The organism is Micromonospora sp. DT233, assembly GCF_049841815.1.
Taxonomy (GTDB): Bacteria; Actinomycetota; Actinomycetes; order Mycobacteriales; family Micromonosporaceae; genus Micromonospora.
The window spans coordinates 1-23,179 of sequence record NZ_JBNCLB010000002.1 but is presented as its reverse complement, the minus strand read 5'-3'; the positions used below and the strand labels follow the sequence as shown (position 1 = coordinate 23,179).

19 protein-coding genes and 1 other RNA gene are annotated in these 23,179 nt (G+C 69.7%); 17 read left to right on the top strand and 3 right to left on the bottom strand.

The features are described from left to right. Positions 1-403: 403 nt before the first annotated feature. From ACLQ2V_RS04225 to ACLQ2V_RS04205, 5 genes are read left to right on the top strand one after another with little or no spacing between them, the layout of a single operon-like run. On the top strand, positions 404-2,470 hold the full coding sequence (locus tag ACLQ2V_RS04225; protein WP_425717029.1) for a DUF1800 domain-containing protein: 2,067 nt from the start codon (positions 404-406) through the stop codon (positions 2,468-2,470). An 8-nt stretch (positions 2,471-2,478) separates the two neighbouring features. Further along, positions 2,479-3,858: a DUF1501 domain-containing protein gene (locus tag ACLQ2V_RS04220; protein ID WP_425717028.1), complete on the top strand. Its 1,380-nt coding sequence runs from the start codon at positions 2,479-2,481 to the stop codon at positions 3,856-3,858. After that, a complete protein-coding gene (locus tag ACLQ2V_RS04215; protein WP_425717027.1) occupies positions 3,855-5,270 on the top strand; it encodes a ferredoxin reductase family protein in 1,416 nt (471 codons plus the stop codon). Before ACLQ2V_RS04220 ends, ACLQ2V_RS04215 begins: the two co-directional genes overlap by 4 nt. Positions 5,271-5,306: 36 nt before the next feature. Then, positions 5,307-5,900 carry an FMN-binding protein gene (locus ACLQ2V_RS04210; protein WP_425717026.1) on the top strand — a complete coding sequence of 198 codons (594 nt, stop codon included), beginning with the start codon at positions 5,307-5,309 and terminating at the stop codon, positions 5,898-5,900. A gap of 49 nt (positions 5,901-5,949) precedes the next feature. Continuing rightward, on the top strand, positions 5,950-6,672 hold the full coding sequence (locus tag ACLQ2V_RS04205) for an FAD:protein FMN transferase (RefSeq protein ID WP_425717718.1): 723 nt from the start codon (positions 5,950-5,952) through the stop codon (positions 6,670-6,672). A gap of 401 nt (positions 6,673-7,073) precedes the next feature. Here ACLQ2V_RS04205 and ACLQ2V_RS04200 read toward each other — a convergent pair whose 3' ends face one another. Next, a complete protein-coding gene (locus ACLQ2V_RS04200) occupies positions 7,074-7,745 on the bottom strand; it encodes a bifunctional DNA primase/polymerase (protein WP_425717025.1) in 672 nt (223 codons plus the stop codon). Positions 7,746-8,016: 271 nt separating this feature from the next. Here ACLQ2V_RS04200 and ACLQ2V_RS04195 point away from each other — a divergent pair, with 271 nt between their 5' ends. From ACLQ2V_RS04195 to mctP, 7 genes are all read left to right on the top strand, one after another. Continuing rightward, the gene (locus ACLQ2V_RS04195; RefSeq protein ID WP_425717024.1) at positions 8,017-9,246 is read left to right on the top strand and encodes a helix-turn-helix domain-containing protein; all 1,230 of its coding nucleotides are present in this window, start codon (positions 8,017-8,019) and stop codon (positions 9,244-9,246) included. Then, on the top strand, positions 9,243-9,848 hold the full coding sequence (locus tag ACLQ2V_RS04190; RefSeq protein WP_425717023.1) for a flavoprotein: 606 nt from the start codon (positions 9,243-9,245) through the stop codon (positions 9,846-9,848). Before ACLQ2V_RS04195 ends, ACLQ2V_RS04190 begins: the two co-directional genes overlap by 4 nt. Before the next feature lie 103 nt (positions 9,849-9,951). Next, on the top strand, positions 9,952-10,887 hold the full coding sequence (locus tag ACLQ2V_RS04185; RefSeq protein ID WP_425717022.1) for a Nif3-like dinuclear metal center hexameric protein: 936 nt from the start codon (positions 9,952-9,954) through the stop codon (positions 10,885-10,887). Continuing rightward, on the top strand, positions 10,877-11,614 hold the full coding sequence (locus ACLQ2V_RS04180; protein ID WP_425717021.1) for a zinc ribbon domain-containing protein: 738 nt from the start codon (positions 10,877-10,879) through the stop codon (positions 11,612-11,614). Before ACLQ2V_RS04185 ends, ACLQ2V_RS04180 begins: the two co-directional genes overlap by 11 nt. A gap of 5 nt (positions 11,615-11,619) precedes the next feature. Further along, entirely contained in the window at positions 11,620-12,840 is a 1,221-nt protein-coding gene (locus tag ACLQ2V_RS04175; protein ID WP_425717020.1) for a bifunctional RNase H/acid phosphatase, read from the top strand. 301 nt (positions 12,841-13,141) lie between these two features. Further along, entirely contained in the window at positions 13,142-13,384 is a 243-nt protein-coding gene (locus tag ACLQ2V_RS04170) for a DUF3311 domain-containing protein (RefSeq protein ID WP_425717019.1), read from the top strand. 58 nt (positions 13,385-13,442) lie between these two features. After that, complete coding sequence (gene mctP, locus ACLQ2V_RS04165; RefSeq protein WP_425717018.1) at positions 13,443-15,098, top strand: monocarboxylate uptake permease MctP; 1,656 nt, start codon at positions 13,443-13,445, stop codon at positions 15,096-15,098. A gap of 56 nt (positions 15,099-15,154) precedes the next feature. On the opposite strand, the gene ACLQ2V_RS04160 is transcribed toward mctP, so the two are convergent. Continuing rightward, positions 15,155-15,631 carry a MarR family winged helix-turn-helix transcriptional regulator gene (locus tag ACLQ2V_RS04160; RefSeq protein ID WP_425717017.1) on the bottom strand — a complete coding sequence of 159 codons (477 nt, stop codon included), beginning with the start codon at positions 15,629-15,631 and terminating at the stop codon, positions 15,155-15,157. Between the two features lie 48 nt (positions 15,632-15,679). Next, positions 15,680-16,441: a sulfite exporter TauE/SafE family protein gene (locus tag ACLQ2V_RS04155; protein WP_425717016.1), complete on the bottom strand. Its 762-nt coding sequence runs from the start codon at positions 16,439-16,441 to the stop codon at positions 15,680-15,682. Positions 16,442-16,633: 192 nt separating this feature from the next. Here ACLQ2V_RS04155 and rnpB point away from each other — a divergent pair. The 5 genes from rnpB (at position 16,634) to ACLQ2V_RS04130 (ending at position 22,788) form a co-directional block, all read left to right on the top strand. After that, positions 16,634-17,049, top strand: an RNA gene (rnpB, locus tag ACLQ2V_RS04150) — RNase P RNA component class A. A 627-nt stretch (positions 17,050-17,676) separates the two neighbouring features. Next, the gene (locus tag ACLQ2V_RS04145; protein ID WP_425717015.1) at positions 17,677-19,434 is read left to right on the top strand and encodes a DUF4209 domain-containing protein; all 1,758 of its coding nucleotides are present in this window, start codon (positions 17,677-17,679) and stop codon (positions 19,432-19,434) included. Positions 19,435-19,827: 393 nt separating this feature from the next. Further along, on the top strand, positions 19,828-20,067 hold the full coding sequence (locus tag ACLQ2V_RS04140) for a helix-turn-helix domain-containing protein (protein WP_425717014.1): 240 nt from the start codon (positions 19,828-19,830) through the stop codon (positions 20,065-20,067). Between the two features lie 28 nt (positions 20,068-20,095). Next, complete coding sequence (locus ACLQ2V_RS04135) at positions 20,096-20,926, top strand: IS630 family transposase (protein ID WP_425717013.1); 831 nt, start codon at positions 20,096-20,098, stop codon at positions 20,924-20,926. Between the two features lie 140 nt (positions 20,927-21,066). Then, positions 21,067-22,788, top strand: coding sequence for a GmrSD restriction endonuclease domain-containing protein (locus tag ACLQ2V_RS04130; RefSeq protein ID WP_425717012.1), 1,722 nt, complete (start codon positions 21,067-21,069; stop codon positions 22,786-22,788). Positions 22,789-23,179 lie beyond the last annotated feature (391 nt).

Genomic DNA, 23,179 nt, shown 5'->3' with positions numbered 1-23,179 from the left:
ACCCGGCAGCCCGCGCGGGCGGGTGACCCGGCGGCCGGGCCGCCCTGGCCGCGCGCGGAGGCGGGTTCGGGCCGGCTGAGCGGGGCCTTATCCCCGCCTTAAGTTTTCCTGTGCCCGGTGGTGCGCCGAGTGGCGCGCGGGCCGGGCGAGAACCGGTGTTCGGGTGGATGCGAGACGGATTCGCCCTGCTGGGGACGCCGAGGCCGGCACCGGCCACAATGCCTCGCGGCGGGTGGCCCGTTGAGCCCTGTCTTAAGTGCCCTCGATGGCCGAATCCGGGCACCTTGTCGGTCCACCACCCCCCGGATACGTTCCCGTAGCAACTTCTCAGGCAGTAGTCGCCGCACCCGCCCCACCCCCGGGCGTTAGCCGTGCCGGCGCTCGACGAAAACGGGATTGGTACATGGCCGACCAGAATGTGCCACCGCGCAGCCCGCGGGACGACCGCGGCTGGGACGGACGACAGCACCTCACCCCGGACGGTCACCGCGACCACGACCCGTCCGCCCCGAACGGCCCGACCGGGCACCACCCGTACCCCGGCGGGCAGCCCGCCCCCGGGTACGCCACCGCCGGCGCCCCGCCGGCCCGCAGCGGCCCGCAGTGGGTGGGCCCGGAGGGTCTGGGCCGGCCGGCCCAGACCGCCACGCCCGGCTACGGGTTGCCCAACCTGGACGACGACGGCGACCCGGGCCGCCGGGTGGGCCGGCGGCGGGCCCTCGTGGCCCTCGGCGGCACCGCCGCCGTGGTCGCCGGCGGCGCCGCCCTGGCGATGACCCCGAAGGTGCGCGACCTCTTCGGCGGCGACGCGCCCGTCGGCGACGCCACGGGCACCACGGTCACCGACGGCACCCCCGCCCGCCCCAGCGGCCAGCAGCCGAGCACGGTGCGCACCTACACCGAGCAGAACGAGAGCTACATGGGCTCCCGCGCCGGGACGGCGCTGAAGAAGAACAGCCCCACCGGTGGGCGTACCTTCTCGGGCCCGGCCGCCGCCGCCGCGGCCACCGAGGTGACGGTGAAGACCGTCCTGGCCAAGGACCCGATCCGGCACCTGGCCAGCCGGGCCACCTTCGGGGCCACCCCGAAGCTGCTGGCCGACATCAAGCGGCTCGGCATCGACGCCTGGATCCGCCAGCAGTTGGAGCCCGAGAAGATCGCCCCGAGCGCGGCGGAGCTGAAGCTGGGCGACCTGCCCACCCTCAAGCTCAGCCCCAAGCAGCTGCGCGAGCAGCGCGAGGCGCTCAACGAGCGGGGCGCGCAGCCGGAGCGCGAGATCGTCGACGCCACCATCGCCCGGCAGATCTGGTCGGAGCGGCAGCTCTTCGAGGTGATGGTCGACTTCTGGAACGACTTCCTGCACGTCGCCGCCGACTTCGACGGCGGCGAGGCGTACCGGGCGTCGTTCGACGCCGACGTGGTGCGCAAGCACGCGCTGGGCAGCTACCCGGAGATGCTGGTCGCCGCGAACAAGCACCCGGCGCTGCTGCTCTACCTGAGCCAGAACGACTCCCGCGCCGACGCGGTCAACGAGAACCTGGCCCGGGAGAACCTGGAGCTGTACTCGGTCGGCGTCGACGGCGGCTACACCGAGAAGGACGTGCGGCAGGCCGCCCTGCTGCAGACCGGGCGCGGCGTCAACGACGGCAAGTACGTCTTCCGCCCCGAGCGGCACTACCTGGGCAAGGTGAAGGTCCTCGGCTTCAGCCACCCGAACAACTCCGAGGACCCGAAGAAGGCCGACGCGGCCATCGACTCGTACATCGCCTACATCGCGCTGCACCAGTCGACGGCGAAGTACGTCGCGCAGAGCCTGGCGACCCGCTTCGTCTCGGACACCCCGCCGAAGTCCCTGGTGGACCGGCTGGCCAAGACGTACGCGGCGAACAAGGGCATGATCAAGCCGATGCTGATGACGCTCTTCAGCTCCTCGGAGTTCTGGGCGTCGGTCGGGCAGAAGGTGCGCCGCCCGATGGAGTACCTGGTCGCCACGTACCGCACCCTCGACGTCGCCCCGCAGGCCGCCCCCGGCTTCAAGCAGGGCGACAGCCGGCGCACCGCCTTCGCCCAGGGGCTGCGCCAGATCCAGGACAAGATGCGCGCGCTGGGCCAGTACCCGATGGGTCAGCCCACCCCGGACGGCTACCCGGACGTCTACGTCGCCTGGACCTCCGCCGGCACCATGGTCAACGGCTGGAACGAGGCCGGCGAGCTGCTGGCCGGCTACCGCACCCAGTTCACGTTCACCAAGCCGGAGAAGCTGGTGGCCAAGCCGCCGACGACCGCCGGGGCGTACGTGGACGCGATGGCCAAGCGCCTGGTGCACCAGAAGCTCAGCTCCCGGGAGCGGGAGCTGATCCTCGACGTGGCCGGCGTCTCGGCCGGCACCCGGGTCGACGCCACCTTCAACGGGGCCGTCGCCGCCGTCGCGCGGGCGATCCTCGCGTCCCCCCAGCACCACCTCCGGTGAGGCATCCGATGGAGAAGACTGTGCACTCGTTCCCCCTGCACCCCGAATGCCCCGACCTGCGGCGGCTGGCCGACAACCCGGCCGAGGCGCTGCTGCGGGCGGAGGCCGACATCGTCGCCGCCGAGAACGCCGCCGAGGCCGACCGCTACCGCCGGTTGGAGCACCTGGAGGAGGCCCAGCAGGACGGCCGGGGCGTCACCCGGCGCACGTTCGTCGCCGGGGCCGCCGCCACCGCGACCGCGCTGGCCACCGCCCAGTTCGTCACCACCTCCGCGTCGTTCGCCGCGACCAAGACCGGCACCCTGATCCACGTCTTCCTCTACGGCGGGCTGGACGGGCTGAGCCTGGTCGCCCCGGCCGACGACCCGGTGCTGGCCAAGGCCCGCCCCGACCTGCTGCTCGGCGACGACTCCCTGGCCCTGGGCCGCGGCTTCAAGCTGACCAGCGCGTTCAAGCCGCTGGAGAAGTGGCTCAAGGCCGGTCAGCTCGGCTTCGTCCCGGCGACCTCCGACGAGCGGCTCTCCCGCAGCCACTTCCAGGCCGCGGACGCCTGCAACCTGGGTGGCCTGCCCAGCGAGACCGGCGGCCGGGGCTGGCTGGACAGCCTCGTCGACAACCTCGGCAAGGGCACCGCGTTCCGCAGCGTCGGCATCGGCAGCACCCTGCCCCGGTCGCTGGTCGGCAACAACGGCGCGCTCTCCATGAACAGCGTCGGCTCGCTGCGGCTCAACGGCGACGAGAAGTACCGGGCCGCCACCGAGAAGGCGATCCGGGGCCTCTTCACCGGCATCAACCACCCGGTCAGCGAGGCGGTGCACGACGGGCTCGGCGCGCTGACCACCGCGCAGAAGCTGGCGGCGAAGCCGTACCAGCCGGCCGAGGGCGTGAAGTACGAGGGCGTCGGTTACTCGTTCCAGCAGCTCGCCCAGCTCATCAAGGGCGGGGCGAACGTGCGGGTGGCCACCGTCGGCATGGGCGGCTACGACACCCACGAGAACCAGGGCACCCGCGCCGGCGGTCAGCTGCACCGGCGCCTCGGCGAGCTGGCCAGCGCGATGGCCGCCTTCTTCACCGACCTGGGCGACCGGGCCGACGACGTGACGATCATGGTGTCCAGCGAGTTCGGCCGCCGGGTCGGCTCCAACGGCGGCGGCACCGACCACGGCCACGGCAACGTGGTCACCATCCTCTCCGGTCGTAAGCTCGCCGGCTCGGTGCTCGGCAAGTGGGACGGCCTGGACGACCTGGACTCCGGCGACGTGCCGGAGTACAACAACATGTTCAACGTCTACGGCTCCGTCGCCCAAGGGCGGTTCGGGCTGACCACCGCCCAGGTCGACAAGATCTTCCCCCGGCAGAAGTTCATGCCGATGAAGCTGTACGCGTGACGTACCAGCACACCCACGCCGCCGGCCGCCGCACCGGGACCTCGTCCCGGCACGGCGGCCGGTCGCCTGCTCCCGTACCCCCGCCGCCGGTGCCCCGGCGCGGACCCGGCGGCCGGCGGGCGCTGACCGCCTTGTTCTGGGCGGGCCTGCTGGCCGCGGTGCTGCCCTGGTGGCTGGACACCCCGGCCAACTCGCTGGACTCCACCGGGGCGGCGGTGACCTCCGCCGGCCGGATCGTCGGCCTGGTCGCCGGCTACCTGCTGCTGGTGCAGGTGCTGATGATGAGCCGGCTGGGCGTCCTCGGGCGGCTGGCCGGCGAGCGGCTCTCCCGCTGGCACCGCGACGTGGGCGCGACCCTGCTGGTCGCCGTGCTGGCCCACCTGTCGCTGATCGTGGTCGGCTACGCCGCCACCGGCCGGCGCTCCGTGCTCGGTCAGGCCGGTGAGCTGCTGCGCGACTACGACGACATGGTGGCGGCGTTCTCCGCCGCCGGGATCCTGGTGCTGGTCGGCCTGACCAGCGTCCGGGCGATCCGCCGGGCGCTGCCCTACGAGCTCTGGCACCACCTGCACCGCGCCAGCTACCTGGTGCTGGCGCTCGGCTTCAGCCACCAGTTCAGCAACGGCACCCAGCTCTTCCATCCCGGCCCGGTGCGCACCGGCTGGATCGCCGGGTACGCGCTGGTGGCCGCCGCCGTGCTCTGGGGCCGGGTGGTCGCCCCGCTGCGGTTCAACCTGCGCCACCGGCTGCGGGTGGCCGATGTGGTCGCCGAGAGCCCGGACACCGTCTCGGTCTACCTGACCGGCGAGCGGCTGGGGCAGCTCGACCTGCTCGGCGGGCAGTTCTTCCGGTGGCGGTTCCTCGCCGCCGGCCGCTGGTGGCAGTCGCACCCGTTCTCGGTCTCCGCCGCCGCCAACGGCCGCTGGCTGCGGCTGACCGTCAAGGTCGTCGGCGGGCACACCGCCGGCCTGCGGGACCTGACGCCGGGCACCCGGGTCTGGGCGGAGGGCCCCTCGGGCACCTTCACCGCCGCCCACCGCACCCGCGAGCGGGCCCTGCTGATCGCCGGCGGCAGCGGCATCACCCCGCTGCGGGCCATGCTGGAGGAGCTGCCGCCCGGCGCGGCGCTGATCTACCGCGCCCGCACCCCCGACGACGTGCTCCTGCACGAGGAGCTGGACTGGCTGGCCCAGGAGCGCGGCGCGGACGTCTGGTACGTCATCGGCTCCCGCGACGACGCCGGCCCCCGGCAGGTGCTCAGCGCCGAGGGGCTGCGCCGGCTGGTGCCCGACGTGGCCCGCCGGGACGTCTACCTCTGCGGCCCGCCCGGCCTGGTCGGGCACTGCGTCCGGGCGCTGCGCACCGCCGGCGTGCCGAACCGCCAGATCCACCTCGCCACCTTCGAGCTGTAAAGGCTCGTCACCTTCGAGCTGTAAGGAAGGCCACCCATGCGTCGCGCGTTGCTCGCGATCACCGGCCTCGCGGCCGGCACCACCGCCCTGGTGGTGCTCAAGGGCTCCCCGCAGGCCACCCAGGTCGCCCAGGAACTGCCCGCCGTCCGGCCCTCGGTCGCGGCCTCCGGGCCGACGCCGCAGCGGTCGGCCGGCGGGCCCACCCCGTCGCGCTCGGCCGCCAAGACCAGCGCCACCCCGAAGCCCAAGGCCAGCGCCGGGCGCACCCCGGGCGCGCGGACCACCACCGCCCCGAAGCGGCCCACCTCCGCCCCGCGCCCCACCACCGCCGCGCCGCCGAAGTCGACCACCCGGACCGTGACCGGCCCGGTGGTCACCAACGAGTACGGCAACGTGCAGGTGCAGATCGTCCTGACCGGCGACCGGATCGTCCGGGCGGTCGCGTTGGAGCTGCCGCAGAAGTTCGCCCAGTCGCAGCGGCGCAACGAGGAGGTCGACGGCCGCTACAGCGGCACCTCCGGGCAGGTGGTGCAGCGGCAGAGCGCCGACCTGGACACCGTCTCCGGGGCGACCTCCACCAGCGGGTCGTACCGGCAGTCGTTGCAGGCGGCGATCGACAAGGCGCGCTGAGGTGGCCGCGTCGGCGACCCGCCCGGGCCTGCGCCGGGTCGAGCAGATCATGGGTACGGCGATCAGCCTCGACCTCGCCGACGATCTTCCGGCGGCCCGGCTCGACGCCCTGGCCGACGACGTCTTCGACTGGCTGCGCGAGGTCGACGCCCGGTTCAGTACCTACCGGGCCGACAGCGAGGTGTGCCGCTTCGACCGGGGTGAGGTGCTGCTGTCGGAGGCGTCGGCGGCGCTGCGGGCGGTCCTGGAGCGCTGCGCGGAGCTGTGGGGCGACACGGACGGCTTCTTCGACGCGTACGCCACCGGGCGGCTGGACCCGTCCGGTTACGTGAAGGGTTGGGCGGCGCAGGTCGCCTCGGACCGGCTGCTGGCCTCGGGTGCGGCGAACCACTGCCTGAACGCCGGCGGGGACGTGCGCGTGCGCGGGCTCTCGGCCGGCGGCCGGCCCTGGCGGGTGGGCGTGCGGCACCCGTGGGAGCCGATGTCGACCTGCCTGGTGCTGGCCGGCACCGACCTGGCCGTGGCGACCTCCGGCGTCTACGAGCGCGGGGCGCACGTGCTCGACCCGCGCCGGGGCGCCCCGGCCACCGGCCTGCGCTCGGTCACCGTGGTCGGCCCGGACCTCGGGGTCGCCGACGCGTACGCCACGGCGGCGGTGGCGATGGGGACCGCCGGCATCGGCTGGCTCGACCGCCTCCCCGGCCACCTGCACGCGGTGGTCACCGACGACGGGCGCTGCCTGCACTCCACCGCACTCCCGCTCGTCGACTGACGCACTTCCGCTCGTCGACTGACGCACTTCCGCTCATCGACTGACAGCGGACGTGGGCCGCGCCCGGGTGGCGGCCCGGGCCCGCTCGCGCGCGTTGGTCAGCGGGCGGGTCGGCGGGAGCCGGCCGGGTGGGCGCCCGGGGGCCGGGGGCGGCCGGGGCGGGAGCCGACCGGGCGGGTGGGCGGCCAGCGGTGGCCGTGCCGGTGCTCCGGTGGTGGTTCCGCGCCGTCGGGTCGGCGTGCCGCGTCATCCCTGCTGGACATCCCACCTCCGCTCGGGGCGTGGTCGCCCCCTCGTCCGCATCAACGACCTCCCGGGCCGCCGGGACGCTGCCCGGCCCCCGTCGGCTCACCGACACCACCGCCTGACCCGGCCCGACCCGGCGGGATCGTCGCGCCGGGTCACCGGGCGCGCCGGGGCAGCGGCAGGCGTCCGGAGTACATCTCGGGGGCGAGCGTCACGCCGGTGGCCCGCAGCGTGTCGATCAGCACGTTCTGCACCAGGTAGGAGTCGGGCAGCCGCCAGCAGGCCTGTTCCGGGGCCACCGCCCAGCGGACCGTGCCCTCCGGCAGCCGGGTCGGCGGCGCCGGAATCCAGGAGCCGACGCCGTGGCGGACCACGTCGAAGCAGTGCTCCAGCTCGGGGCGCAGCGGATCGCCGGGGCGGACCAGGAACATCCACCGACCGGTCGGCGTGACCAGCACCGGGCCGCGGACCCCGACCCCGGCCGGGTGGGTCCGCACCGCGTCGAGGACGTCGCGTCCGAGGCTGGTCGGCACCTCCAGCACGTCGAACGCCCGGCCGGTGGGCAGCAGCACCCCGTGCGGGCGGCTGCGCCACCAGGTCGCCACCCGCGCCGGGTCCGTACTGGCCGCCCGGTCCCATTCCGCCAGGGCGGGGTGGCAGCCTACGGTGGGACAGCCCGCCCGGCCGCACACGAAGCGGCTGCGGGCCAGAAAGGCGCCGGGCGTCACTCCCCAGCCGTGCATCGCGTAGCGGACGGCGACCGACCGCAGCCGGACGCGTTCCAGCGGTGAGAGCTGCGCGACCCGCGGCCCGACGTTCCTCCACATGCGTACGAACTCCCCTCGCCCGGCGGCGGTAGCTGCCGGGTCACCTGTGCGCCGTTACCGCCCTGTCCCCGCTGTCGTTGACTCGACCGAGGCTTGATGCAATTTGCACCAGCGCGGCTCCATGCAACTTGCACCAAGCTAAATGGACCTTTCGCATCAAAAACGTACAGGCTGTGCGACCACCCAATAGCCGCACAGAACGGACGGCGGCCACGCCCGCGCGGTCGGTGCCGGATCCGAGGAGGACCCGGCGCAGGGGAGGGATGGGGAGATGGACGAGTTACCCATAGGCCGGCGGGTGGCGTACTGGCGCGGCCGACGCAAGATGTCCCAACAGGTCTTCGCCGACCGGCTCGGAAAGTCCAAGAGCTGGGTGGACAAGGTCGAGCGCGGGGTGCGCCGGCTGGACAAGTTCTCCGTCCTCTACGAGATCGCCGCCATCCTCCAGATCGACGTGCAACTGCTGCTCGGCAAGGACCCGGAACGGCGTACCGACGCGCTGAACTGCATCGACCAGGTCGAGATCCAGGAGATCCGGGCCGCCCTGGAGCGGTACGACTCGATGAGCGCCTACTTCGACGCGGCCCCGTTCCCGCCGCCGCTGGCGAACCTGCGCAAGGCGGTCAACCACGCCTGGCTCACCTACCAGTACGGCCGCTACGGGATGCTCACCCGGGCGCTGCCGAAGCTGCTGCGCGACGCCCAGGCGGCCGACGCCGGCCACGGCGGCGACCAGGCCCGGGAGGCCGCCCACCTGCTCGCCCAGGTGTACCAGATCGCCTCCTCGGTGCTGCGCAAGCTGGGCGAGGGCGACCTGGCCTGGCTGGCCGCCGACCGGTCGATGGGGGTCGCCCAGCGGGCCGACGACCCGCTGCTGGCCGGGATCGCCACCACCCGGGTCTGCAACGCCATGGTCGCCATGGGCCGGTTCCGCCCCGCGCTCGAGCTCAACGTCAACATCGCCAACCGGCTGGCGCCCGGCGGCCTCAACGACCACACCCCCGAGCGCCTCTCCGTCTACGGGATGCTGCTGTTGCAGGGCGCGATGGCCGCCGCTCGGCTGGGCGACCCCGCCACCGTCGACGACCTGATCAACGGCGCGGAGGAGGTGGCCCTCCTGCTCGACGGCGACCAGAACCACTACTGGACCTCCTTCGGCCCGACCAACGTCGAGCTGCACCGGGCCGCCGCCGCCGTGGAGCTGGGCGACGGCGGGCGGGCGGTGGAGGTGCACCACCAGCGCATCATCGCGCCCGCCTTCGACGCCCTGATGCCCGAGCGCCGGGCCCACCACCTGCTCGACATCGCGCGGGCGATGGCCCAGATCGGCGACGTGCCCAACGCCGGGGAGATGCTGCTGCGCGGCGACCGGCTCGCGCCCTCGGAGATCCGCTGCCGCCCGATCGCCCACGAGGTGATGTCGGACGTCCTGCGTCGCACACGGGGTGCGCCTCCCGCGCCGATTGCGGAGTTGGCTGAGCACATGGGAGTCGGAGTATGAGCGCGGTGGGGATCGGCCCGAGCGGCCCGCACCGCGAGGAGAGCAACCGGCGCGGGGTGCTGCACGTCGTGGCCTGCGGGTCGCCCCTGGCGGGTCACGTCGGCCGCCTGGTCGAGCTGGCCCAGCAGGACGACTGGGAGGTCTGCGTGATCACCACGCCGGACGGCGCGAAGTTCGTCGACCGGCCGGCCCTGGCCCGCCAGACCGGCCACCCGGTCCGCAGCCGCTACAAGAACCCGGGCGACCCGGACGTGCTGCCACCGGCCGACGCGATGATCGTCTGCCCGGCCACGGTGAACACGGTCAACAAGTGGGCGGCCGGGATCACCGACACTCTCGCCCTCGGCCTGCTGGTCGAGGCGCAGTGCCGGGGCGTGCCGATCGTGGCGGTGCCGTTCACCAACGTCACGATGGCCGGGCACCCGGCCTTCCGGGACAGCCTCGCCCGACTCGCCGCATGGGGGGTCGACGTGATCTTCGGCGACCATGTGGTGCCGCTGCACCCGCCCGGCACCGGCGAGCGGCACCTGCACGCCTTCCCCTGGGGCGCCGGCCTGGCCGCGCTCCGCGACCGGCGCCAACCGGTCACCCCCGCCGCCTGACGACAGAAGCAGGGGCCCCTTGTTGACGGATTCCGTTGCGCCGGGGGCCCCTCCCAACGGCCGAGCCCCGACCGTACCGGCCGCGCCGGTAGAGTGGCCCGCCGTGAGCACAACAGCGACCCCGCCGACGGTGGCCGACGTGGTGGCGACGCTGGAGCGCCGCTACCCGCCCGCCTGGGCCGAGGAGTGGGACCGGGTCGGGCTGGTGCTCGGCGAGCCCACCGCCCCGGTGCGCCGGGTGGCCTGCGTGGTCGACGTGGTGCCCGAGACGGTCGCCGAGGCCCTCGCCGCCGGGGCGGACATGATCGTCGCCCACCATCCGCTGCTGCTGCGCGGGGTCTCCTCGGTCGCCGCGACGACGTACAAGGGGCGGATCGTCCACCGGCTGATCAAGGCGGACGTGGCGCTCTACGTGGCGCACACCAACGCCGACGTGGCCGACCCCGGCGTCTCCGACGCCCTGGCGGCCCGCTTCGGGCTGACCGGGCTGCGCCCCCTGCAACCCCCGGCGGCGAACGCCCCGGCGGCCGGCGCGGGGCGGGGCATCGGCCGGATCGGCGAGCTGCCCCGACCGATGACCCTCGCCGAGCTGACCCGGCACGCCGCCGCCGTGCTGCCCGCCACCGCCTGGGGCGTCCGCGCCGCCGGCGACCCCGACCTGCTGGTGCGTACCCTTGCGGTCAGCGGCGGTTCCGGCGACGGCTTCCTCGGCGCGGCGACCGCCGCCGGCGTCGACGCCTACCTCACCGCCGACCTGCGCCACCATCCGGCCGGCGAGCACCTCGCCGCCGGCGGCCCCGCCCTGCTCGACGCCGCACACTGGGCGACCGAACGACCCTGGCTGGACGCCCTGGCCGCCGAGCTGCGGGCCGCGCTGGGCGTCGAGACCACGGTCTCCGACCTGGACACCGACCCGTGGACGCTGCACGCCCCCGCGCCCCACCCCGGCCCGGCACCTGCCGACCCCGCCCCGGCGCCCACCGCCGACCCCGACCCCGCCTCGCCGCGGACGACAAGGAGCCCCGACCGTGAAGGCTGACCCCAAGGTCCAACGCCGCCTGCTCGACCTTCAGGCGATCGACACCACCCTCGCCCAGCTCGCCCACCGCCGCCGCTCCCTGCCCGAGCGGGCCGAGCTGGAGGCCGTGGCCCGGGAGCTCTCCGCGCTGGAGGACGAGCGGGTCCGCGCCCAGGTCGCCGTCGACGACCTGGACCGGGACATCGCCCGGCTGGAGAAGGACGTCGAGCAGGTCCGGGCCCGCAAGAGCAAGGACGAGGCCCGGCTGGCCTCCGGCTCCGGCCCGGCCCGCGAGCTGGAGGCGCTCCAGCACGAGCTGGTCTCGCTCAACCGCCGGCAGAGCGACCTGGAGGACGCCGAGCTGGAGCTGATGGAGCAGCGGGAGACCGCCCAGGCCGTCCTCGACGGCGTCGAGCGGCGCGCGGCCGACGCCCGCGAGCGGCGTACGGCGGCCGAGCGCCGCCGCGACGACGCCCTCGCCGAGATCGCCAAGGAGGAGGAGTTCAAGCGGACCGCCCGCCAGCCCCTCGCCGGTGACCTCCCGGCCGAGCTGGTCACCCTCTACGACAAGATCCGCGCCGACACCGGCCTGGGCGCGGCGCTGCTGACCGGCGCCCGGTGCGGCGGCTGCCGGCTGGAGCTCTCCGGCGCGGACATGGCCCGCATCCGCAAGGCGGCGCCGGACGAGGTGGTCCGCTGCGAGGAGTGCCGCCGGATCATGGTCCGCACCAACGAGTCGGGGCTGTAGGCCCGATGGCGGTGCGCGCGGTCGTCATCGAGGCCGACGGCGGGTCCCGGGGCAACCCCGGCCCCGCCGGCTACGGCGCGGTGGTCCGGGACCCGGCCAGCGGCGAGGTGCTCCTCGAGCGCTCCGCAGCGATCGGCACGGCGACCAACAACGTCGCCGAGTACCGGGGGCTGATCGCCGGCCTGGAGGCCGCCGCCGAGCTGGGCGCGGCCGAGGTCGACGCCCGGATGGACTCCAAGCTGGTGGTCGAGCAGATGTGCGGCCGCTGGCAGATCAAGCATCCCGGCCTGCGTCCGCTGGCCGCGCAGGCGGCGGCCCTGGTCGGCCGGTTCGCGGCGGTGCGCTTCCAGTGGATCCCCCGGGAGCGCAACAAGCACGCCGACGCCCTCGCCAACGCCGCCATGGACGCCGCTGCCGGCAAGCCACCCCGCGAGGTGATCGCGCCACCGCCGTCCCCCGAGCCGGCCCGCGCCGCCCCGCCGTCGGCCGACACTCCGGCCCGCCCCGCGTCGTCGGGCGACGCCCCGGCGCGCGCCGCCACCCGGGGGGCCGGCTCCGACCCGGCCACCACCCCCGCCTCCTGGGAGCCCCGGCCCGCCGAGGCCGCCACCCGGCTGATCCTGGTCCGGCACGGCGAGACCGAGTTCACCGCGCAACGCCGCTACTCCGGCCGCGGCGACGTGCCGCTCTCCGCGCGGGGCCGGGCCCAGGCACGGGCCACGGCCGCCCGGGTGGCCGCCCTCGCCCCGACCGTCGCCGCCGTGGTCAGCTCACCGCTGTCCCGGTGTACGGGGACCGCCCGGCTGATCGCCAGGGCCATCGGCGACGTGCCGGTGCGCACCGTCGACGACCTGATCGAGTGCGACTTCGGCGCGTGGGAGGGGCGCACCTTCGCCGAGGTGCGGGCCGACTGGCCGGGGGAGCTGGACGCCTGGCTCGCCTCGACCCGGGTCGCCCCGCCCGACGGGGAGTCGTTCGCCGAGGTCGCCGCGCGGGTGGGCCGGGCCACGGAGGCGCTGCTCGGGGCGTACCCCGGGGAGACCGTGGTGGTCGTCACGCACGTCTCGCCGATCAAGCTGGTGCTGCGCGACGCCCTCGCCGCCGACGACGCGTTGCTGCACCGGCTCTACCTCGACCCGGCCGGCATCTCCGTGCTGGACCGCTGGCCCGACGGCGGCGTGGCGGTCCGCTCGGTCAACGACACCGCCCACCTGAGCGCGCTCTGACCCGGCGCCCCCGCCGCCGACCTCCGGCGGTCGCCCCACCGCCGTGCCCCCGTGCCGTGCCGTTGGGCGTAGGCCGTGCTGTGCCGTTGGGCGTAGGCCGTGCTGTGCCGTTGGGCGTAGGCCGTGCTGTGCCGTTGGGCGTAGGCCGTGCTGTGCCGTTGGGCGCGGCCCGGGGTGTGCCGTTGGGCGCAGGCGGAGGGCCGTTCGGCGCAACGTCGCATGTGGACCGTGAGGGGGGCGTCACAGGGCCGTAACCTCCGGCAGTCCCGTGACGAGATGTCAGATCCCGGAGGTGTGTTGGATGGCTGCACCCGAACCGGAGGCGCCCGCGACGGCGTCGTCCAGGGCGAAGGACCACAGCCCCTGGAACTGGTTGTTGTTTGTCCCGATCGTGCTGCCGCTGATCCCGGCGTTCTTCAACGCCGACGCGCCGCGCGTGCTCGGATTCCCGCGCTTCTACTGGCTGCAACTGGCCTACATCCTGGTCGGCGTGGCCACCACCACGCTGGTCTACCAGATGACCAAGAAGCGGGGTGACCGGTGAGCGCGAGGAGTGAGTCGGGCCTGCGCGCCCCGCAGTCGCGAACGAAGGTGGTGCAGTGATGTGGCGCGACCACCTTACCGAGATCATCGTCTTCTCGGCGCTGTTCCTGCTGGTCAGCGTCATGGGCTTCGTGGCCGCCCGGTGGCGCGCGCCGAAGGACATGGCCCACCTCGACGAGTGGGGGCTCGGCGGGCGCAGCTTCGGCGGCTGGATCACCTGGTTCCTCGTCGGCGGTGACCTCTACACCGCGTACACCTTCGTGGCGGTGCCGGCGCTGATGTTCAGCGCGGGGGCGTTGGGCTTCTACGCCGTGCCCTACACCATCATCATCTACCCGCTGGTGTTCCTGGTGCTCTGCCGGCTCTGGTCGGTCTCGCACCGGCACGGTTTCGTCACCCCGGCCGACTTCGTCCGCAGCCGCTTCGACTCGCCGGTGCTGGCGCTGATCATCGCGATCACCGGCATCGTCGCCACCATGCCGTACATCGCGTTGCAGCTCGTGGGCATCGAGGCGGTGCTCAAGACGATGGGGGTGACCGGCGACAACGCGGTGGCCCGGCACCTGCCGATCATCATCGCGTTCGCGATCCTGGCCGCGTACACGTACCAGTCGGGGCTGCGCGCCCCGGCGCTGATCGCGTTCGTCAAGGACTCGTTGATCTACATCGTGATCCTGGTGGCCGTGATCTGGCTGCCCACGAAGCTGGGCGGCTGGGGCAGCATCTTCGACGCCGCCGAGGCCAAGTTCGCCGCGACACCCAACCCGAACGACGGCATCCTGCTCACCGCCAACAACCAGCTCCAGTACGCCACCCTGGCGCTCGGTTCGGCGCTGGCGCTCTTCCTCTACCCGCACAGCATCACCGGCGTGCTGGCCAGCAAGAACCGTGACGTGATCAAGCGGAACATGTCGGCGCTGCCGGCGTACAGCCTGCTGCTGGGCCTGATCGCGCTGCTCGGCCTCATGGCCATCGCAGCCGGGGTGAAGCCGCTGCCCGGCGCGAAGGCCGGCACCGCGGACGTGAACACCGTCGTCCCGGTGCTCTTCGACCAGCAGTTCCCGAACTGGTTCGCCGGGGTCGCGTACGCGGCCATCGGCATCGGCGCGCTGGTGCCGGCGGCGATCATGTCGATCGCGGCGGCGAATCTGTTCACCCGCAACGTCTACAAGGAGTACCTGAAGCGGGACGCCACCCCGAAGCAGGAGGCGAACGTCTCGAAGATCACCTCGCTGGTGGTGAAGGTCGGCGCGGTGGCCTGCATCGTCTTCCTCGACCCGCAGTTCTCCATCGACCTCCAGCTCATCGGTGGCGTGATCATCCTCCAGACGCTGCCGGCGGTCGCCCTGGGCCTCTACACCCGCTGGTTCCACCGGGCCGGCCTGGTCGCCGGCTGGGCCGCGGGCATGGGGCTGGGCATGTGGATGCTCTACCAGATCGGCAACCCGGCCAACGGCAAGAAGCACTTCGGCGGCTCGGCGTTCCCGCTGAGCGAGTTCGGCTTCGACACCACCAAGACGATCTACGTGGGCATCGTCGCGGTGCTGGCGAACCTGCTCGTCGCCGCGCTGGTCACCCTGGTGCTGCGGGCCGCGAAGGTGAACGAGGGCGTCGACGGCACCACCCCGGACGACTACTTCGCCGACGAGGGCGACCCGCGCGTCACCCCCGGCACCTCCCGGGGCGCCGACGCCACCGCGGAACCGGTCGCCTGACCGTACGCGTGAGGGCCCCTGCGGGGGCCCTCACGCGCCGCCCGCGTGTGGGTGCGTCAGCGGCGGGGGTGGTCCTCCAGGGCGTGGTTCAGGCGGGCGAGCATGTCGGCCAGGGTTTCCCGGTCCTCGGGGGTCCAGTCGCCGAGGATGCCGCCGTAGAGCCGGGTGCGGGCCGCCCGGACGGCGGCCATCCGCTGCAGGCCGGCCGGGCTGGGGGAGATGACGGTCCCCCGGCCGTCGCTCGGGTCGGGGGCGCGGTTGATCAGCCCGTCCCGCTGCATCGCGGAGACCTGCCGGGTGACCGTGGAGCCGTCCAGGTTGAGCCGGGCGGCCAGCGCCGAGACGTTCTGCGGGCCGGCGGCGGCCAGGTGGCGCAGGATGACGTACGCCGCGCGGTCCAGCACCCGGTGCTCGGCGGTGCCGGTGGCCCGCCGGGTCCCCTCGCCGAGGCGCATCAGCAGCGCCACCTCGGTCTCGATCCGGCCGAGGGCGGACTCCGGACCGTCCGGCTCGGTAACGCGGTCGTCACTCATAGCTGTATGATACAGCTATCGGGTTCGGGGGCGGAGCGGTATGCCAGGTCAGCGCAGCGCCCGCCACAGCAGGTAGCAGCCGATCACCGTGCCGAAGACCACGATCAACGTCTTCAGCACCACCGGCGGCAGCCGGCGGGCCAGCCGCGCGCCCGCGTACCCGCCGACCAGCGTCGCCGGGGCGACCACCGCGACGGCGGCCCAGTTCAGCGGGCCGAAGAGCGCGAACACGACCAGCGTGGTCAGCCCGACCACCGCCGAGAGCAGGTTCTTCACCGCCGACACCCGGGCCAGCGTCGCGTCCAGCACCAGGGCCAGCCCGGCCACCAGCATCACCCCGAGCGCCGCGCCGAAGTAGCCCCCGTACACCGTGCCGAGCGCGACCATGGCCTGCACCGTGACGGTACGACGGCGCGCGCCCAACTCGGCCGGGTGCCCGACCAGGCGGCGCAGCGGATCCTGGAAGGCGAGCACGGCGGTGGCCCCGAGCACCAGGAACGGCACCACCAGCTCGAACGCCCGCGCCGGGGTGGCCAGCAGCAGCACGCACCCGACGGCGGTCCCGACGACCGCGGTGGGCAGCAGCAACCACAGCGACCGCCCGCGCGGCAGATCCGCGCGGCTGCCCGCCACGCTGGCCACGTACCCGGGGAAGACCGACACCGAGTTCGTGACGTTCGCCGCCACCGGCGGGAGCCCGACGGCGATCAGCGCCGGAAAGGTGATCAGCGAGCCGCCCCCGGCCACCGCGTTCACCGTGCCCGCGGCGAGCCCGGCGACCACCAGCAACACGACGTCGGAGACATCCATGGGCCCCGAGGCTAGTACGCCCCACCGCGCGCCCTCCGCCCGCTCTCATGATCAACTCCATGTACGGCACAACGTCCGTTCCTCGCCATTCGTAGCCACAACATGCCGTACATGAAGTCGATCATGTTGCCGTGGAGGCCAGGGGGCGCAATAGCGTGGGACTTGGCGTCGTTAGGATGAGGGCGCGACGGACGAGTCGACCGGGCGGTCGCGTCGGCGGGCTTCGGCCCGTCGCCGAGGAACGTCCGGACTCCACAGGGCAGGGTGGTTGCTAACGGCAACCCGGGGCGACCCGCGGGACAGTGCCACAGAAAACAGACCGCCGACCTCACGGGGACGGTAAGGGTGAAACGGTGGGGTAAGAGCCCACCAGCATCCCGGGTGACCGGGATGGCTCGGTAAACCCCACCCGGAGCAAGGCCAAAATGGGCCGCCATCGCGAGATGGTGACCCAGCGCAGACGCTTGAGGGCTGCCCGCCCGATGTCTGCGGGTAGGCCGCACGAGCCTGCCGGCGACGGCAGGCCTAGATGGATGGCCGCCGCTGGCGCGGACCCCGCGAGGGGTACGCGCCGGGCACAGAATCCGGCGTACAGGTCGACTCGTCCGTCGCCCACCAGCTCAGAGCCTCGATCAAGGCACTGAGCTGGTTCTATGTCTGGTGCTGTTGGTTGGCCTTGATCATCGTTGGGTGGCGTTTGACGGCCCAGAGACGGCCCAAGATTCCTTGACTCCTCGGTCAGGTGGACGCGTTTGCGGTGGCTTCTGGGGCTCGGCGGCGGTCTGGTCCTCGTTGACGGCGGGCGGCGTGCGGGAGGGAGCCAGGTATGTCCTGGCGGAACCGCGTCGCACATCAACTGACGGATCACAAGCTCACCCTCTTTTTGTCTCTTGACGAAAGATGACCGACGCTCACATACCGCTAGGTGGTTGACACGATCGTTACCGTTGGCGGGCGGGCATGCGAGGACCCACAAGGCGGGAGAGGAAACGAGATGCGGGCATAGCCGCTGTTGCGGAATGATCGTGATCTCGCATGCTGTGTGAGGGTGGGTGCTGGCGAGGAGTATGGAGGAATCACAGGTGACGGGCACATCTGGGGTGGCAGGAGCTGAGGAGTCAATCGACCCATCGTGGTGGGCTCCCGCTCTAGTGCATGGGAACGGCCGCTCGCGGGGACATGATTTCCCAGAGACGCTGTCGATTGACCTTGCCCGGCTGAGGGCGGAAGCGCAGATGGAGTTAGGAGAGCAAAATCTCAGGACGCGGGTGTTGGATGTCCTAACGAAGGCAGCATCCCCCATGCTGGTTCCTGATAACTGGGCAGAGCCGTACACGCCTGCCATCGAAATTGGGAATCGCCGGTCGTTTGTTCCGGAAGACCTGAGCGAGGTGGATCTGGAGCTGCTGGCGCGACTTGTACCCCTTATTGTGGAGCCGGCCCTGAGGGCAAGGGTCGCTGACATCGCTTGGTCCTATGGTAATCGGGCCAATATAGGTCTACTCGCTGCTGCGGTGGACGGCTATATCGCCGTGCCTTTAGAGCGCGAAGCTTGGCTCAATTCGGGCCGTGATGGTTGGCGACGAGGGCTTGAGCTGTCGCTGCGCCGGGGCAAGGGCGGCCGCCAAGTGGTGGAGGACATGGGGGCAAGGTTGGTTGAATTCCTGCTAGCCAATGATGGCTCTGCAGGCTTCATGCTGACTGAAATTTCGGATCTGCTCGGCGTCGCCAAGTTTCCAAATCGGGAGCGGGCTCAGGGTTTGGCCGACCATTTCGTAGCGCTCGCCTCTTCCGTTGCGGGGAACTATCGGCTCGGGCGCGCGTATGAGCGCCACGCCGCTACTTGGTTCTCGCGGGCCGGTGAAGTAGATCTCGCTAACGAATGCATCGAACGCATATCTCAGGCTTACGTCAACGAGGCAGAGGAGCGACTGGCGGAGGGCAGGGGGGCACTCGTCGTAGGCACGTTCATCGAAAAGGCGATAACAGCTCTACGTGGCCTCCCTCGTAAATATCGTACCACGCGCGATCTTGATCAGCGAATTCATTATTTACGTAACCGACTCGCTGATACCCGAGAAATCTCTCTTGAGGAGATGATGCGCGTCGAGTCTGATCCGATCGATATCACTCGTTACGTAGACGGTGCGCGTAAGCGGGTGTCAGGAAAGGGACGTTTAGAAGCACTTGTGGCCCTTTCTGGAATTGCGCCGCTGATCGATGCTAAGCAGGCAATAGAAGACGAACGAGAGCGCTCGCGCGGGAGCCTGTCACGCCTGTTTGGAAGCTCGACTTTTAGCGCTGACGGACGTAAGGTCGCGTCCCGCCCAGGGCTCGGTGTGGATGAGCCTTCTGATACGGCACTTTTTGCTGAGGTGGTCAGGTCGTTCGCTCTTGGTATTGATCTCAAGGTCAAGGCGCTCATCTACCCTGCCCTTGAGATTGTGATGCTCGAACACCGCTTTGATGCCCGGTTCCTCGCAAACATCTGTCACGAATCTCCGGTGGTCCCCCCGATGCACGGTGGATTGTGGGCGCGTGGATTGTCGCACGGGCTTGCTGGCGACTTTCCATCAGCTATCTCGCTGCTCGTTCCACAGATCGAGCAGATGGTTCGCAGACACATGAAGGACCACGGAATTTTCACTCTTTTTGTCAACGAGGATGGCTCTGAGAGTGAAAAAGGGCTCAATGCCTTGCTTGATATGTCGGAGTCCTCTAAATTGTTGGGGCCCGACCTGAACCTAGAGCTGCGTGCTCTTTTATGTGAACAGATCGGCCCAAACCTCCGCAATGATCTGGCCCATGGCTTGCTGAATGACCCTCAGTCGTGGAGCGTCAGTGCAGTCTATGCGTGGTGGCTGTGCCTGAGGCTCGTGATTCTGTCATATTACGGGATGCTGATGGATGCACAGACGGATCCGCGACCGGCAGGGGAGGTGCCAGATGGGGTGGGAGCAGTTGAGAGGGAAGCGTCATCTCCGGGGGTATAGCTCATTAGTCAGGTTTTTTTAGCTATTGGTCAAAAATGTCCAGCCTCGGCCGTTCTACTGCCTGACCGCATAATCCGTAGTCCTTCCTTCTGTAAAAACGTTTCGGCGGGCAACGGCATTGCCCGGGCTGCCCCTGGTCGTCGGGCGCTGTTTTGGGGGCGAGACGCCATTGCGGCCGATGCGCGTCTGCGCCTCCCTGCCGTGCGTGGACGGGGTCGGCTCGTCGACTACGTAGTCCACAGTTGGTCGGAGAGCTGGAACCATTTGGACCTAGTCATGGGTAAAGAGTAAGCGACTAGTGCCTCGTCTTTGAACGTTGATCGTGTAATCCATCTGTTCTGAGGACGTGTCGGGCAAGCTGTCTCCCAGCACTCGTGTGGGAGGTGGTGGCCGGTGGGTAGGCGGCCAGAGGTGTTCGTGCGGCAGGTGTCGATGGCCGAGGGTCAGCGGTTGCAGCGGATCACCAGGACGGCGAAGGACCCGGTGAAGCTACGGCGGGCGATCGTGGTGCTGATGTCCGCCCAGGGCCAGCCGGCCCCGGACATCGCGCACCTGCTGAAGGTGACCGAGGACTACGTCCGCGACGTGATCCACGCGTTCAACGAACGGGGGTTCGACGCGCTGGACCCATGATGGAGCGGGGGCGCACCGAGACGGATCGATGAGCAGACCCGCGAGGAGGATCTGCGTCATCGCCCGGTGCGACCCCCGGTTCCTCGGCAAACCCTTCTCCTGCTGGTCCCTGACCAAGCTGCGCGACTACCTCATCGCCGCCGGCTACGTCACGACGATCAGCGTCGAAACGGTGCGGCGGGTCCTGCACGAGCGTGGGGTGTCGTGGCAGGCCACCAAGACGTGGAAGGCCAGCACCGACCCCGACTTCACGACCAAGATGCGCCGGATCCTGGACCTCTACGACCACCCGCCCGCAGACGGGCGGGTCCTGTGCGTCGACGAGTTCGGGCCGCTGAACCTGCAACCCCGCCCCGGCCGCGCCTGGCGACCTGTCCGACAACCAGTGCGACTACGCGCCACCTACACGCGCGACCAAGGCGTGCGGCACATGATCGCCGCCCTGGACCTGACCACCGGGAAGCTGCACTACCGCATCCGCATCCGCGACCGCAAACGGTCGCGGGAGTTCCTCAGCTTCCTCAAGGTGCTGCGCGCCCGCTGGCCCGACCAGCGCCTCTACCTCATCTGCGACAACTTCTCCCCGCACAAGTACCCCGAGGTCCGCGCCTGGTGCGCGACCAACCCCGTCGACCTGGTGTTCCTGCCCACCTACGCGTCATGGCTGAACTGGATCGAAGCCGAGTTCGCCGCCGTGTGGTACTTCGCCCTTAACGGCACCGACCACCGCACCCACACAGAGCAGGACGCCGCCATCGGCGCCTACATCCGCTGGCACAACCACCACGCGAAACCCAAGACGTCATTCGCCACCGGATCCAAGATCCGCCACCCGGATTACCCGTTCAAGGCTGCATGACGAGGCACTAGGCGCTGGCTGCGGGATGCGACAGGGCGAATCTTCGGGCTCGGCGTCGATGACGTACGCCTGCAGCGAGCTATCCGCTCTGCCGGTTCGACGACTGTTCCCGGCCGCGACTGTCCAGTATGGTGGCTTGGGTGAGTGAACACCTGAGCATCTTGTCGGCAATCGACCGGCTAGTTGATGGAACGATCCGGATACCTGGCTTTCAGCGGAAATTCGTATGGGAGCCCAAAGCGTCGGCGCTGTTAATGGATTCCATTTATAAACAATTCCCCATCGGATCAATCCTGCTGTGGCGTACTACCGAGCGCCTGAAGGTGGAAAATAGGCTCGGAACTTTCGAGCTGCCTCCTCCCGATAAAGACTACCCGGTGGATTACGTATTGGATGGCCAGCAGCGACTTACTTCCATTTTCACCACATTTCAACGGCGAATTGATTCTGCCGTCCACGACCCGGAAGTCTGGCTGCCAATTTACTACGATTTCGATGCGGTTGAGGATGCTCAAGATTCCCGCTTTGCGGCGTTGCCACCTGAGCAGGCCAGCCCTCAACGATATTTTCCGTTGTCCACCTTTTTTGAACCGGTTGAATTCTCCCTAAAAACCCGCGAGCTTGACGAAAGTCGGCATAGGGAAATAGTTACGGTTCAGCAGAGATTCTTGAGTTTATTGTTGCCCGTTCAGACCTTTGAAACAGAGGATCGGGCTACGGTCGCCATAGTCTTCGAGCGGGTTAATCGTATGGGGACGCCGCTCGATACATATCAACTTCTGACGGCCTGGACTTGGAGCGATGATTTTAATCTTCAAGAGCGCTTTGCTCAGCTCTCAGAAGAATTTGAGGATTTTGGCTTCGAGGACGTAGGGGATGACAGCGATCTGATGATGCGCTGCACGGCTGCGGTCTTGACTGGCGACCCCTCACCAACAGCACTCGTGTCCGTGAACGGCGGAGTGGTACGCCAGGATTTCGGCGTGGTGGAGAGGGCTATTCGTCGGAGTATCGATTTTGTCCGGCAGAATTTTCACGTTCGCCACCTGAAGCTTTTGCCTTATCCTAGCTTGTTGGTTCCTCTCTCGGCATTCTTCTCTGTGCGCCAATCCGATCCTCTAACGGACGGTGAGCGTCAGGAGCTTGTGAAGTGGTTTTGGCGTAGCTGTTTCTCACATCGATACAGTGGAAATCCCCAGCGCAACATCAAGCGTGACATTGAAGAAGCGATCAACTTGCGCAAGGGTGAGGAATCAAGCCTAGCTGACATTACGTCCTCGCTTAAGGCGTCCTTTTTCCTGAGGAATAACTTTTCCATAAGGAATGTTGCGACCAAGACTTTCGTCCTACTTCTAGCTTCCCGTGTTCCTAAGTCCTTTATCTCCGGTGAGCCAGTTTCGCTAGATGATGTTCTTTCGGAGCCGAATAGGCGCGAGTATCATCATTGTTATCCGCGGGCCTTTCTTGCGAAGTTGAACCCTCAGGATAATAGTTGGAATGGCAGGGTTAATGCGTTGGCGAACTTTGCCATTATTTCCAGGGCCGAGAATCGTGATATAAGTGATAAGGCACCTTCGGTGTACCGATCGAAAATGCCAGCTGATGTGACCGGGGTAATGGACTCCGCTCTCCTTCCCCCAAGCCTGTTCGGCGATGACTTTACGAAGTTTGCAGTTGAACGCGCCGAAATGCTTGCCGCCTACGGTAGGAAGCTGGCTGACCTGAAGGCGGAACCTGAAAGAGGGCTTGGGCGAGGGCTTGGGCGACTACTTCCTGGCGCTTATCAGCAGCAACCTATTGACCCAATGTTCGAAAACATATTCCCCACTGGGACCTTGTTTGACTCACAGGGACCAGAATGACAATGAGGGACGGTGCGCCCCTGTTGGTTAAAGGACCCTGCGGCATTTCCGCTGGCCATAGTGCCTAGTGTTGCCACAGCGGTAGGGCCTCATGCGCCAGTTGAGTCTACGACTCCTCCGACGGCCTGGCGACGGCCCACCTTGGCTGTCGTCAGGTTTCGTCCCTGGTCGTGCGGGTAGGGCATTGATAATCCGGCGTACAGGTTGACTCGTCCGCCGCCCACCAGCTCAGGGCCGTGATCAAGGCTCTGAGCTGGTTCTATGTTCGGGTACCGATAGTCGTTGATGATCGACTTTGGCCGACGTTTGACGTCCTAATACTCCAGCAGGAGATCCGTTCTGACCTGCTGTGGCGGTGTGGTTTTGTCCGTGGTCATGGAGCAGCCACCGC